This is a genomic window from Rapidithrix thailandica, assembly GCF_039710355.1.
GTDB classification, from domain to species: Bacteria; Bacteroidota; Bacteroidia; order Cytophagales; family Flammeovirgaceae; genus Rapidithrix; species Rapidithrix thailandica.
In genome coordinates this window covers 410,498-423,779 of sequence record NZ_JBDKWZ010000004.1, presented here as the reverse complement: position 1 = coordinate 423,779, position 13,282 = coordinate 410,498, and the positions used below count along the sequence as shown (strand labels likewise).

The window sequence follows — 13,282 nt, the reverse complement described above, 5'->3', positions numbered from 1 at the left end:
GCACTGAGGTTCCTGAAATGGGAGTTTTTGACCCAAAGGATGAAATTTAAACATGCTCTTATCTTGATTTAAAAAAGTGATGAAATTAGCCTTTTCATTTTTCTTTTTGAATTTCACTGTAACGAAATACAAAAACTCCGCTATTTTTTTTACAGTGATTTCTTTTTCATGAAAAGAAAAACCTTTTTTATTTAAGAATTTAATTACTGTTTTGGACTCCACAACATTTTCCATCTCCAAAATACTATGATACATAGTGCTTGGCAGATAAAATTGATAAAGGTGTTTGTACAAAAAAGTGAACATCGTTGTTTAGTTTTCATTATTTCCCTCTAAACCTTACCAACTCTGCCTCCAAGTGTTCAGTGGCTTCATCATGATTCTGTGCTAATTTATATTGTAAATGAATTACGTTACTTTTCTTTCCCTTTAAGGTCAATGGTGTGGAGTTGGGCAAATAATCCGAACGATTGAAACATACAAAGCACAATCCAATGTATTCTTTCATTCTAAATTTCATTAATCCTAATAAATGCATCCATTTTTCGATCATCGTCAAAACAGCTTATTGGGTCAAGATTTACTGAGGAAAAACAATTGACAATCACTCAAACATCAGCTTAATTGTCTCCCTTCTAATCTCCTCCTCACGAACACAAAAGTTTGTTTCTACCCAATTGAAAAATTACATAAATCCAAGGAATAATCACGATTATAATATGGGTATTTTTAAAAGATTCTTCTTAAAAGCTTTCCGAATTCAATATTATCCCGATCTGTTAGATTGGAACATTTTTTACAGTAATAATAATTTGGTAGTTAAAAATCATTCTCTCCATAAAAAAAGCAGCTGATCCAAGAAAAAAAATTACCAGGTAAAAAACCATCTTTTCAGCTTGAAATCCGACCGTATTCACTCTTGTAAATCAACTATTTCCGGTATTTTCAATTCCCCAAAAATGCTCCTTCTGACAATGTACATACCTGATTCTTTAATTTTTTTTTCCAAAGAGTTGTTTGAAATTTCGCTAAGACTTTATACTATTGCCACATGTTTCGATATAAGCATTTCATGGTAATGCTTATTTTGATGAATAACACATGAAATAAGCCTTAAAAATTTCGAAAAACCACCATTCCATTCTATGGATAAAACTTGTTGGAGAAGGCAGGTTTTATAGCAAGTAAATTAAGTGAAAATGAAAAAAAATGCTAAGCACATGGCATCCAAAATTAACAAATTTACTACTTGCTACTAATTGACATTACTTTTTGAAGTTTACTACGCAATGGCAGCTAACGCTGTACCATTGTTGAGTCGCTATTCTAATCACAATTGGATAAGTCGCTACTTATTATAGCGAGGTCACACATCATAATTTACCTTATCAACAGCCAACTTAACTTTATTAACTTGATTTACAGATAATTCATTCTAAACTCTCTCTGGGATATAATTGGGAGCAGGGATGCTTACTTGTCATTTCTTGAAATTGACAAGCTTGGGCAAGGTATATCCTTTCGGGTTTTTAGACCAATGGATTTTAGTGTTTTATTAAAATCCAACGGGGAGAGGTATGCTCTTTTGTTAATGAGCAAAAGACTGCTTACTTCTTTTTCTAAAGATATAATTATCTGAAATCAAATGTTTTTGTCTCTGCTTCGAAGAAGATTTCGCTTCGCAAGCTGTGGCACGTTATTACCTGAATTTAACTCAAATTCCTCTATGAAACTATCGATTTTAGTATACATACTCAGTGCTCTGTTATGCTTTTTAATGCTATTAATGAGTCCTTTAAGAGCACAACAGTTGCTGAATATTCAGGATGTAATGCGGATGGAAAACCAGTCGGATTCAAGCCAACTTCAACTGTCAAACAAAAGGCTGAAAGGCGATATTGCTTATAACTTTGGCAAGGTTAAAGACTATGAATCGAACCAAGGGAACCTTGATTTTGAAAATGAAAGATACCGTATCAACCATGTTCTTGCACTTTCGGCAAATTATCAACTTCTCAAAGAGAAAGACTTTTATATACGTCTGGGATTCAATTTTCCTATAAATCCCAATATTAATGCTCCTTGGATTAATTCGGAATATACGTATGCATTAGGCAAATACAGTTATTCGCCGGGCTCATGGAGTTATGGATATTTTAATACCGAAATCAAAAAATACCGGGAGGGAATCAAAGGGTTTACAGAAAGCTTGAGCCGGGGCAGTTTTTTTGTCAACTACCGGCCAAAATTACCTTCAAGCTGGTTTGACTGGCTTAAAACAGATCCTTCTGCAAGTCTGTCGATGGAATTGTTTGTCCAGTATGCCATTCACTACCTGAATGCAATAGGCCAGCAAAAAGGAGGCTTAAGCGAAGGCAAAGCAATCAGTGGATTGGGTTTTCGGTACATCTGTTTCAAACATATCTACCTGGAAGCAAAAGTCTACTACTACCCCCGGTCCGGAACACAATTTTCCTGGGACCCGGATTTCACTTACGGATTTGGCTTTGCCGACTGGCGACCGTTCAAAATCAGTTGTACTTACGGTAACTGGGCCGGTGAAAACCGCTTTTCCCGGAACCGGGGGGCCTCACCCGCAAGCTTCTGGGAAGGGAGTTTTCGCTTGGGGTTCACCTATCAACTTTGAAGAAAACATTAAACATATCAACACTCAACAACCACGTTAAACTATGTTAGTACAAGAGGTAAGTCCTTTTCATTTTTCTTTGGAAAAGTTAGGCCAACACCTTTCAGCCAATTGGGGGATTTGGGGAAAAGAAAAATACACCTATTCCGCTAAAGCTATTGAGGACAAAGCGAAAAAGCAAAAAAACCGATTGGCATCCTTTTTCAAAAAATACCCTGATCGCCTGCGCTACGGTTTAAATTTTTCTTATGGCGTTTGCGATTTAAAAGGCTATGCCAAGCCCTTTGACAGCCAAGAGATGGAGCTTTTACACAGCATCTATCAAGAAGCCTGTCAACAGGCCGAGTTCACTCAACTACCGGCTTACAAACTTTTGATCACGGAATTGGCGTGTATCCGGCTTGCGGCACTTCGTATCCCCGGCTTTGCCAAAGGCAATTTGGTCAATGAATCTGAAGACGAAGAAGCCTTACGGAAATATGAATACCTGGACTTCTTTAAATTTTCTTTAATCAATTACCTGATTCGTATAGAAGGCAAAGACCTGGTCACTTTTAACGGAGGGGAGATGGCCAGCCACCTGGTACTTGCCTGGTTTTTGGGTACCGGGAGTCTTGTGGAAAAAATATCCGTATTCTTTTCTCCGGAAGTATGGCAACAGATCCAAAAGCAATGTAAAACACTGGTTCAACAATTGGAGGTTTCTACGGAACTTCCCGAAGTCAATCCGCCAGAACTTCTCGCAGCCATCGATGCATTGGCAAAACTGATTACGCTGCAAAAGCAATACTGCCCGCCCGGACAGATTATGCAAAAAGCCCGGAAAAAAAGAGAAGAAAGTGTTCATATCTGTAATGACTATTATCAGGAGTACCTGACGATACAAGTTCCTCCCTCCTCCTCTTCCAATGTCTTGAAAGCATATATCCGGCTATGGAACCAGGCCGACAAGAGAACTTCTTTCTCTCCGGAAGAACTCCTTCGTTTGAAAAGAGCATTGAGGGCCTTAAGAGGGGAACTGGAGCAAAAATATGCGGAGCAAATCAACGAGGAAGACTTTGCAAATATCTCAGTGGAAAAATTTGCCAGTCAAACCAACCACCCCTATTTTATCGCCTTACAATATGAGGTAAAATTGTTAGCCCGGCTTTATAGGGAAGAATTTCCAAAAGCGCCACAAAGAGATCATGTTGTTGCTTTATTCGAGGAAATAGGACCATTTTATGCTGTTCGCAAACCAAATGGGAAAGACTTGTTTCGTTTTTCCGGAAGGGAAGTTCAGCATGACTTGCCCCGCCTGGTCGTAGCGCATCATATCCACAACGCCAATTGCCAGACAGTGCGAAAAAAGATGTCTATCAACCGGCATATCCATTGGTCAGCCCAACAGTTGGTTTGCAATATTTCCAGTTCTTCTTCACGGGAAGAGGTGGTAAAAGAAGAACGGAATATGTGTATCGAAATGGGGTTTAACCATTACCGTATTCATGCCCGCAGGCATTTGAAAGCGGGAAATCAAAACCGGGCCATTTGCAATACAATCAACTGCACAGGCATTGAGTATTACCTGACCTTGGACGATGATTATTTTACCTTTCCGGAATCGGCTTTGTTGATGCACCAGCAAATTGAGGAACATCAATTAGACTATTTTCAAAGTCCTCAAGCACTGGAAGGCATTTATAAAATCAATTGCAGCAATGCCGAAAGGGCCGATGCGGAATTAATGCACTATTTTGAAAATACTTCGGGCAGAAACCAACCCCGCACCTATGTATTTCCCCGTGGCACAGCAACCATGTTTTGCTTCGACAACGGCATTTCTTCTGTCACGGACACGGGAGGATTTCTGATTGATAATGCTTCGGAGGATTTTGGGCAAGGCTACCTGGCTTACCTGCAAGAAGAAAATATGTTGCCCGTCAAAAAAATGAGAAAACGGAAACCCGGACAACTCAGCGAACAGGTTCTGTGCATCGGGGAAGGAGTTGATTTAGCCGGAAAAGGCAAACAATTGATTCGTTGGCATCAGGGGGGAATTCACTTGTATTTGCATTTGTTTTTACCCATTCTTTTCAGGGGGCTTTTAAATGGAAAAACCCAGGTGTTTACCAAAATGCAAACCTTGCGTTTATTATTGTTTTTACCCGTAACCGTAGCCAACAAATTCTTAATCCTGACCTTGTTCTGCACTCCGTTTTTATTCTATTTGTTCGAAACGATGGAAGTAGGCGGTAGTCAGTTGTCCCAATTAAAAGGCCTAAACTGGATGGTTATCAGCTTTTCATTTTTAATGATTCTCTACAATCTATTGCATTTTCAATTGATCATGAAACGGTTTTCTTGGTCTCCATTCCGGATCATGTTTATGGAAAACTTCACCATACTGGCTTCTTGTTGGGGATACTTTGCAGGCATGTTTTATGGAAAAACCAAAAAATGGCATGCCAACAAAAGCAGGGTTTTTCGCTTGAACGAATATACAGGCATTGCTTTTTTACTTGCCTTGAACGGAATTACCTGTTTCCTTTCCTGGTTGCATTCGGGATTCGGGCTGGTATCTTTCTGGTCGGGGTTTAATGTTATCAGCTTTCTCACAGGTCTTTTTGTATTACGCCATCGTCCGGGTAGAGAGCAGTCATTTACCAAGCATTTTCCAAATGCAATGTACCACAAATTGCAGAAGCCGGTTTCGGCATTGGTACTATTGCTGAGCACTGCCTATTTGATTTTATTACTTCCTAAAATCACAGGCGCCATCAGTTTCATCTATTTTATTTTGATCGCACTCTATTTCACCAATTTACTGGCTTCCATGGGCATTGGATTGTATTACAACCTGCACCGGGAACCTAAAAAAGCTGTAAACTCCTGATTACCCAACCGGAGAATTTAAATTTCGAATCATTCCGACTCTGATAAATAGTATGAAGATATATGCTTTCACTGGGGCCGTTTTGTTGGCTATACTGATTTATTGTACACTAATTCTAAGTGATACCTCTACCTTTTTGGATGACTTCACTTCATTGGATGAGAATCTATGGGATATTCAAATCCATAGTTTTGATATCAATGCCTGTGATATGAAAAAAGAAATGGTACAGGCAAGCAATTCGAAATTAAAAATCACTGTCGACCGGAAACATACTCCGGTCAATCTCACTGGCAAAAACTTTCTGGGAGGGGGTTTAGGCACCAAGCAATACTTCAAATACGGCCGCTTCAGTGTACGCTTGAAAAATTCCATTCAACCCGGCACGGTCAGTTCCTTTTTTTTGATCAACCGCTGGAAAAAAGAAGACTGGAAGCATCAGGAAATCGACATTGAGTTTTTGGGAAAGAACCCTTCTTTGGTGCAGTTTACCATTCATCACTACACAGCTCCCGGTAAAAAGGAGGAATATGCTCATGTGCATGATTTGGGTTTTGATTCGACAGAAGATTTTCATGAGTACAGCATCGAATGGCGACCGGAAGAAATCAGTTGGTGGGTAGACCGGCAAAAAGTGTATACGGAAACCCGGATGGTGCCCCGGGATTCTCTGCAAATCCGGGTCAACCACTGGGCCATCGATACGCTTGCGGCCCCTTGGGGAACAACCTGGCTGGGAAGGCTCCGGTCTGAACATTTACCCTCCCATGTAGAATACGAATGGGTGCGCTACAAGCCCCTTTCTTCAAAATAGAAAAAGAAAATTTAACAAAACAAAAACGAAAAATCATGAAAAAGTTAATGTTGAAACTCGGAGATCTTATACCCCGAACCGTTACCAAAGAGCAATGTAAAGATACGGGCATGGCCATGGTGCTGCTTGCCTTGATTGCCGTGCTGTTTTTCAAACAATCGTATGGTCTTCAAGTTGCTCTGGTGCTCCTCCTGGTCGATATGATTCTTCCCAAAATATTTTATCCCGTAGCGATCGTTTGGTTTAGCTTATCCAATATTTTGGGAGCGGTTATGTCCAGAGTTTTATTGACCTTGATTTACCTGGCCGTAGTACTGCCTATGGGGCTTTTAAGAAAGCTTATGCAAAAAGATTCCCTGCAATTAAAAGGCTGGAAACAAGGTAGTCAATCGGTTTTCGTGAACAGGGATCACAGTTTTTCCGCAGCGGATTTGGAAAAGCCCTACTAGCCTCATTTGCGGAATATGTTTAATGCAGGAATATTTCTGTTTGACGAAGGAGTGGAACACTCTGTTCTTTCCGATGAAAAGACAAAACACTTATTTGGGATGACGCAAAAAACCAGCTGCCACTCCTTGAGTGTACAAGTAAAAACAAGAATTTAATTACCATTCAAATAACTCAACAAAGATTAAAATTATGGAATTTGTCAAAGACCTATGGGGCTATTTGAAGCTCCGTAAGAAGTTCTGGTTAATGCCCTTAATCACCATTTTATTGCTTATTGGTGCTATGATTGTGTTTTCGGGTGGTTCGGCCATTGCTCCGTTTATTTACACAATTTTCTAAAAGTAATTTTAAGGATTTAGTAACTCACCCTTACCCGCTGTCATATACCTGCCCGGCCGGAAATACCGGGCGGGTGATGATGGCACTGTTTATTGTCAATTTCGAATATCATGTCTGAAATCATATTAGGAATATCGGCCTATTATCACGATAGTGCTGCAGCTCTTGTCGTGGATGGTGAAATCATTGCCGCGGCACACGAAGAACGCTTTACCCGGAAGAAGCATGACGCGGACTTCCCCTTTCATGCGGCCACTTATGTGATGCGGGAAGCCGGAGTCAGTTATGAAGATTTAACTGCGGTAGCATTTTACGACAAACCTTATTTGAAGTTTGAACGGCTCCTGGAAACCTACCACGCCTTTGTTCCCAAAGGCTTGCGAAGTTTCTTATCGGCCATGCCGGTGTGGATCAAAGAGAAGTTGTTTATGAAAAAGATGCTTAAGGAAGAGTTGAGCCAATTAGGCAAAGGAGAGGTACCCATTCTTTTTCCCGAACACCACCTTTCACATGCCGCCAGTGCCTTTTATCCCTCTCCTTATGAGGAAGCCGCTATTCTCACTGTAGACGGTGTGGGAGAATGGGCCACCACCACGATCAGCCATGGCAAAGGCAATGAGATTAAAATGTTACGGGAATTGAATTTCCCACATTCCTTGGGACTGCTCTATTCTGCCTTTACTTATTACACGGGTTTTAAAGTAAACAGTGGAGAATACAAACTGATGGGACTGGCACCTTATGGCAACCCGGAGGCGGAAGAGACAAAAATTTTTAGAGAAAAAATCTTCAGTACACTGATTGATGTACGGGAAGATGGCTCTCTCCTACTCAATATGGACTATTTTCAGTTTGCCACCGGTTTGAAAATGGCTCATGATAAAAAGTGGGAAGCCTTGTTTGGCGTCCCCCGGAGAAAAGAAGAAAGTGAGCTAGACCAAACCTATATGAATATGGCCCTGGCCATCCAGCAAGTCACCGAAGAGATTGTCTTGAAACTCGCCCAAACGGCCAAAAGGTTGACCGGGGCACGCTACTTGGTACTGGCAGGAGGCGTGGCGCTCAACTGTGTTGCCAACGGCAAACTGCTTGCCCAACAAATCTTTGAGGATATCTGGATTCAACCAGCGGCAGGGGATGCCGGAGGAGCCTTAGGCGCTGCACTGGCCGCCCGTTACCTTTGGAAAAAACAAAAACGAACCGTTGTACAGGGAAAAGACGCCATGCAAGGGGCTTACTTAGGACCTGCCTTTGACAACCGCGCCATTTACCATGTAGCACGAAAAAATCAGGCACCTTATCATTATTTTGAAGATTTTGATGAACTGACTCAAAAAGTAGCCGGAATTCTGGCCGAAGGGAAAGTGGTCGGCTGGTTCCAGGGCCGGGCGGAATTCGGCCCCAGGGCATTGGGCAACCGGAGTATTTTGGGAGATCCCCGAAACCCGGAAATGCAGAAAAAGATGAACCTCAAAATCAAATACCGGGAAGGTTTCCGGCCGTTTGCCCCTTCGGTACTGGAAGAAGACGTTCCAAAATATTTTGACCTTGACCGAAAATCACCTTATATGTTGCTGGTGATGCCTGTTGCCGAACAGCGATTAAAAGCTCTTCCGGCCAACTATGCCTCTTTGGACTTGTACAAACGCTTGTATTGCCTGCGTTCGGATATCCCTTCCATCACTCATGTGGATTTTTCAGCCCGCATTCAAAGTGTCAACAAAGAAACCAATCCAAGATATTGGCAATTAATCAATGCCTTCAAACAATTGACGGGGTATGGCATTGTGGTCAATACCAGTTTTAATGTACGGGGCGAACCCATGGTATTGACCCCGGACGATGGCTACCGTTGTTTTATGCGAACCGAAATGGACTACTTGGTGATGGGCAATTATTTATTCTCTAAAGAGGAGCAACCGGTCTTAAAAAACGATTCGAATTGGCAAACCGAATTTGAATTGGATTAACCGGGTTCAAAAAACCCTTACATATTGCAGTGCTTCAACGATTAGAATTCTTATTAAACGATGATTATTCAACCTACAAAAATCAACCGGAAACTGTTGTTGCTGGCCTTAGGACTTTTTGTCTTTTTATTGGCCGCACAGTTTCTGTTTTTATTCGCTACCTTGTTCGGTTTTTTTCTCAGTTTACTGACAGGGGCTTTTGCAGCCATCAAAACCTTATTGACCCAGTTTCCCATCCATGGCTCTTTGTACGTCTGGACCTTCTCAGTGATGGGATTGTTCTTATTTGCCACACCGGTTGTATTCCGGTTAAACGCCAACACCAAAGCCGTGATGATGAACACGGCCTTTCTGATACTGGCATTGGGTGCGTTCGAATATTATCTGGGATGGCAACACGCGCAACCTTCCCAAGAGCAGGTTCCCCCTTCCCAACAGGTTCATGTGGATATCACTCCCGGATTTGCCCGGTTGAGCGATACGTTGGGCTATGTTCCCAAGGCAAACTTTGTGGCAGAGACCAAAGGTTACCTGCAGGAAAAAGTGCTTTATGAGGCAACATATACCATCGATAAACACGGACAACGAATCACTCCTTCCGTTAGGGAAGAAAGCAATGCCAAGGGGCTCTTGTTTTTTGGCTGTTCCTTTACTTTTGGAGAGTGCCTGAACGATGAAGAGGCCCTCCCCTATTTGTGCGGACAACAATTTCAGGAACAGTACAAAGCTTACAACTTCGGTTTCAAAGGCTATGGCACACATCATTCTTACGCTGCACTGGACTTTGGGCTGGTAGAGGAAATTGTAGACAAAGCGCCCAAATATGCGATTTACACCGCTATTCCCGATCATGTCAGAAGAAATGTCAACTTAAAATTTTGGGGACATCACGATCCTAAATACGAACTGACCCCGGAAGGCAAAGTCCGGTTTGCCGGATATTTTGATGATCAACCTGAAAAAGAAAGCTCGGATTTTAAAAACCTCTATGGCCAACTGTTGGAAGGCTCAAACATCTATCAATTGTTTTTCAGTCAACAAAACCGAGAAATTAACTCGGAGGATAAGGAACTATTTTTTGCTTTGACAGAAGGTATGCGGGAGAAAATCGCTCAAAAATACCCTGACTGCGAATTCCATATCATTTTTTGGGATTACTTTGACAAGGGAAAACGCGAGGCGCTCAGTGAAGAATTACTGAACGGATTGACACAACGCAACTTTCAGGTGCATTCCATTCATGAAATCATTCCGGAGTACAAAGATCATCCGGGCGATTATTTGATCTACCCTCCTTATGAAACCCATCCCAATGGCAAAGCTAACCGGAAAGTGGCACAATACATTGCGGAGAAAATTATTCAATAAACCGAGATTGGTGAATGAGTGATAAGATAAAATGGTGACTGAGTGACATCGTGAAATGGTGAAAGGAAATTAGTCTACTCACCATTTCACCCTCTCGCCATTTCACTCATTCACCATTTCACTCATTTGTTAAACCTCCGGAACCTGTTTTCCAATTTCTTTACATTGCTTCTCCGTATTCCATTTCAAAGGTAAACACTTTTAAATATCCACCGGTATAATTACAAACCCAAGCCTCTAGTATATCTCCTTTTTGATAAACTGCCACTCCCACAGGTTTTCCCGGTGAATCCCAAGAGCCAAGCAAGTTGAGACCTTTGGTTGTAAAGGCTTGTAATTTCTCACTGGAGTAACAAGTAACAAATACCAAAGAGCTGTCTCCGGAAAATGCAATGGTCCGGGGATCATTCGCGGTACGGATAGACTGTGTTGTTTGCATACTGTCCAGCCTCACTTTTATCAGTTTATCCGGGCTGCTTAAACTGATGTACATAAAATTCTGATCCGTCAGGATATGCCTCGGAGTACGGCCCACCTTCCATTCTCCCAAACGTTGGAACGTAGCCAAATCAATTTGAGTGATTTGGCCGCTTCCCATATTCGTTACAAAAAGTTTGTTGAGTTGAGGAGCCACGGCCATTCCACGAGGCACCGAACCTGTTTTGATATTTTGCTGCAAAGCCCACCGGTTGACATCCGGAGAGTGGATATCCAAGACGGTTACACTGTTGTCATGCCAATTGGTTACCATCAAATGACGTCCGTCCGGAGATTCCAGTAGCACTTTCGGGGTTCTGCCCGTAGTGAAAAAACGCACATAGGTATCTTCTTCCGACCCATCGGCCAACAGCACTTTCACCTTCTTTTTACTCACATTTTGCAGTTCGTCTTTAGCTTTTAAATTCCAGGCAATTATGCCTCCTCCATTGTGCAAAGACACCCATAAATAGTTGCCTTCATGCGTAATACAGCCTTCCACCGGTTTTTCTTCAAAAGAATCCACCCACTTCCTTTCCGTATAATCGTACCCTTTTCCCTGACTGCCATAAAATTGCAAAGTACGGGTCTTTTTCCTACTGATGCGATCATATTCCGTCACGGTCATGGCTTCCAGATTAAAAGAGTACACATACTTTCCTTGTTTATCCATCAACACCGACTTGGCTCCTTGTCCGGCTCTTACAACCTCCTTAGAGATCAGTCGTAAATTTACCGGAACCGCTTGGGTTAATTCTTCATCGGGAGGGAATAGAGAAGTCAATTCCAAACTGTCATCATTATGTACTTGCCGGGCCAATGATTCGCTGGTATTTCGGATGCGTTCGGGTGGAGTAGTATTCCTTTGTATCTCCAGTATCAAAACCGCTACCAGATCAAACACAGCAAATACATAGATCGCGCCTTTCAGGATTGTTCTTTTCACAGACTGTTAATTGCTTAATGGGGAATTTGCATTGTTAAGAATACTGATTGCTCTTTTTTTCAGAATCGTCATGAGCATTTTCTATCCGGACTCGCATCCAATTAAAGATTTGAATATCCTTAAAAGCCGGTGCAAAAAAATAGCCGGGGTATCAAATAAACGCACAAAAAGTTCCAAGAGTTAAATAAAAAATATAAAATTTTCTTTTCCTACTTATTGGTAAACTAAAAAAACCTCCCGGGTTTTGAAATCCGGAAGGTTTTTTTAGAGCATTTTATTTTTTTATAATGAAGTAAATTAAACTTTTTCTTTTTCCTAAAAAATGTTTCAAAAACCATACGTTTAAACCACGTCCATTACTCTTCCAATAATGCTTTCCACCAATATGGTGTATCATTAGACCGGGAGGCTGTAAAAGCTTCTCCGATCTTTGGGAAAGCCAAACGCCAAGAAGCATTTTGAGAGAGATTTTCCAGTTTTGTTGCCGGTTCGAACCAATCGTGTAAGGCCAAATCGAAAGTCCCCCAATGCAAGGGGATCATTACTTTTCCCTGAAGCGCTTCCTGGGCCACCGCAGCTTCTTCCGGAAATAAGTGAATTTCACTCCAATTTTTATCGTAAGCCCCTACCTGCATCAACGTCAAATCGAAAGGGCCAAACCGTTTACCAATAGCTTCAAAACCGGGCATCATTCCGGTGTCGCCACTGTAAAATACCCGTTGTGTTTCTCCGATAAACGTCCAGGAAGCCCATAAGGTAGCGTTGCGGTCGAGGATTCCCCTGCCGGAAAAATGACGTGCAGGGGTACAGTGGATTTCTACGTTCCCTACTTGAAAGGACTGCCACCAGTCAAATTCATGCAGTTGATCGGCAGCTACTCCCCAACGCGCCAAATGACTGCCCACACCCAAAGGCAAATAAAAGTGTAAGCCTTTTTGGCTTAAGGTTATGATGGTCTGCTTGTCCAAGTGATCGTAATGGTCATGTGAAATAATCACGCCATCCAAAGCGGGCATTTCCTCTACCGACACAGGCGCCTTGATAAAGCGTTTAGGCCCTACCCAATCAAACATAGAGGCCCGTTCACTCAGCACCGGATCGATCAAAAATCTTTTATGATTCAACTCCAAAATAAAGCTGGAATGCCCCAACCAATACACTTTATATTCCATAGAAGGCACCTTCGAAAAATCACTGGCCTTCAATGGATGAACCGGTATAACCTTTTCCGGTTTTTTGAAACGTCTGTTATCGGTTAAGTATTCTTTCATCACTTTCCAAAGGCTTCCGGTAGAAACTTGTGTTTGGGTCGTGTTTTTGAATTTGCCGTTTTCAAATTGTTCTGAGTTTTTTAATCGTATCATGGTGTTCGGGCTGTGAGTTGTGTGAATAAATG

General features: G+C 41.8%; 10 protein-coding genes. 7 read left to right on the top strand and 3 right to left on the bottom strand.

Going from position 1 to position 13,282, the window contains the following annotated elements; genetic code table 11:
* Positions 1–322: 322 nt before the first annotated feature.
* On the bottom strand, positions 323–508 hold the full coding sequence (locus AAG747_RS09330) for a hypothetical protein (protein WP_346820894.1): 186 nt from the start codon (positions 506–508) through the stop codon (positions 323–325).
* 1,218 nt (positions 509–1,726) lie between these two features.
* On the opposite strand from AAG747_RS09330, the gene AAG747_RS09325 reads away from it, so the two are divergent.
* From AAG747_RS09325 to AAG747_RS09295, 7 genes are all read left to right on the top strand, one after another.
* Entirely contained in the window at positions 1,727–2,647 is a 921-nt protein-coding gene (locus AAG747_RS09325) for a hypothetical protein (RefSeq protein WP_346820893.1), read from the top strand.
* Between the two features lie 43 nt (positions 2,648–2,690).
* Positions 2,691–5,522, top strand: coding sequence for a hypothetical protein (locus tag AAG747_RS09320; protein WP_346820892.1), 2,832 nt, complete (start codon positions 2,691–2,693; stop codon positions 5,520–5,522).
* A 52-nt stretch (positions 5,523–5,574) separates the two neighbouring features.
* Positions 5,575–6,336 carry a family 16 glycosylhydrolase gene (locus tag AAG747_RS09315; RefSeq protein ID WP_346820891.1) on the top strand — a complete coding sequence of 254 codons (762 nt, stop codon included), beginning with the start codon at positions 5,575–5,577 and terminating at the stop codon, positions 6,334–6,336.
* A gap of 35 nt (positions 6,337–6,371) precedes the next feature.
* A complete protein-coding gene (locus tag AAG747_RS09310) occupies positions 6,372–6,785 on the top strand; it encodes a hypothetical protein (protein WP_346820890.1) in 414 nt (137 codons plus the stop codon).
* Positions 6,786–6,975: 190 nt separating this feature from the next.
* On the top strand, positions 6,976–7,125 hold the full coding sequence (locus tag AAG747_RS09305) for a DUF5989 family protein (RefSeq protein WP_346820889.1): 150 nt from the start codon (positions 6,976–6,978) through the stop codon (positions 7,123–7,125).
* Between the two features lie 110 nt (positions 7,126–7,235).
* Positions 7,236–9,095 (top strand): carbamoyltransferase family protein, encoded by a 1,860-nt coding sequence (locus tag AAG747_RS09300; protein WP_346820888.1) that lies wholly within the window; start codon positions 7,236–7,238, stop codon positions 9,093–9,095.
* Positions 9,096–9,155: 60 nt separating this feature from the next.
* Positions 9,156–10,463 carry a hypothetical protein gene (locus tag AAG747_RS09295; RefSeq protein ID WP_346820887.1) on the top strand — a complete coding sequence of 436 codons (1,308 nt, stop codon included), beginning with the start codon at positions 9,156–9,158 and terminating at the stop codon, positions 10,461–10,463.
* 160 nt (positions 10,464–10,623) lie between these two features.
* Here the strand turns inward: AAG747_RS09295 and AAG747_RS09290 are convergent, their stop codons facing one another.
* Both AAG747_RS09290 and AAG747_RS09285 read right to left on the bottom strand, forming a co-directional pair.
* Positions 10,624–11,886, bottom strand: coding sequence for a hypothetical protein (locus tag AAG747_RS09290; protein ID WP_346820886.1), 1,263 nt, complete (start codon positions 11,884–11,886; stop codon positions 10,624–10,626).
* Between the two features lie 356 nt (positions 11,887–12,242).
* Positions 12,243–13,250, bottom strand: coding sequence for an MBL fold metallo-hydrolase (locus tag AAG747_RS09285; RefSeq protein WP_346820885.1), 1,008 nt, complete (start codon positions 13,248–13,250; stop codon positions 12,243–12,245).
* Positions 13,251–13,282 lie beyond the last annotated feature (32 nt).

What these genes read in the sequence shown, in the direction of transcription:
- AAG747_RS09320 (WP_346820892.1), top strand. Translation starts at nt 2,691, where the DNA reads ATGTTAGTACAAGAGGTAAGTCCTTTTCATTTTTCTTTGGAAAAGTTA.
- AAG747_RS09310 (WP_346820890.1), top strand. Translation starts at nt 6,372, where the DNA reads ATGAAAAAGTTAATGTTGAAACTCGGAGATCTTATACCCCGAACCGTT.
- AAG747_RS09295 (WP_346820887.1), top strand. Translation starts at nt 9,156, where the DNA reads ATGATTATTCAACCTACAAAAATCAACCGGAAACTGTTGTTGCTGGCC.
- AAG747_RS09325 (WP_346820893.1), top strand. Translation starts at nt 1,727, where the DNA reads ATGAAACTATCGATTTTAGTATACATACTCAGTGCTCTGTTATGCTTT.
- AAG747_RS09300 (WP_346820888.1), top strand. Translation starts at nt 7,236, where the DNA reads ATGTCTGAAATCATATTAGGAATATCGGCCTATTATCACGATAGTGCT.
- AAG747_RS09305 (WP_346820889.1), top strand. Translation starts at nt 6,976, where the DNA reads ATGGAATTTGTCAAAGACCTATGGGGCTATTTGAAGCTCCGTAAGAAG.
- AAG747_RS09315 (WP_346820891.1), top strand. Translation starts at nt 5,575, where the DNA reads ATGAAGATATATGCTTTCACTGGGGCCGTTTTGTTGGCTATACTGATT.
- AAG747_RS09285 (WP_346820885.1), bottom strand. Translation starts at nt 13,250, where the DNA reads ATGATACGATTAAAAAACTCAGAACAATTTGAAAACGGCAAATTCAAA.
- AAG747_RS09330 (WP_346820894.1), bottom strand. Translation starts at nt 508, where the DNA reads ATGAAAGAATACATTGGATTGTGCTTTGTATGTTTCAATCGTTCGGAT.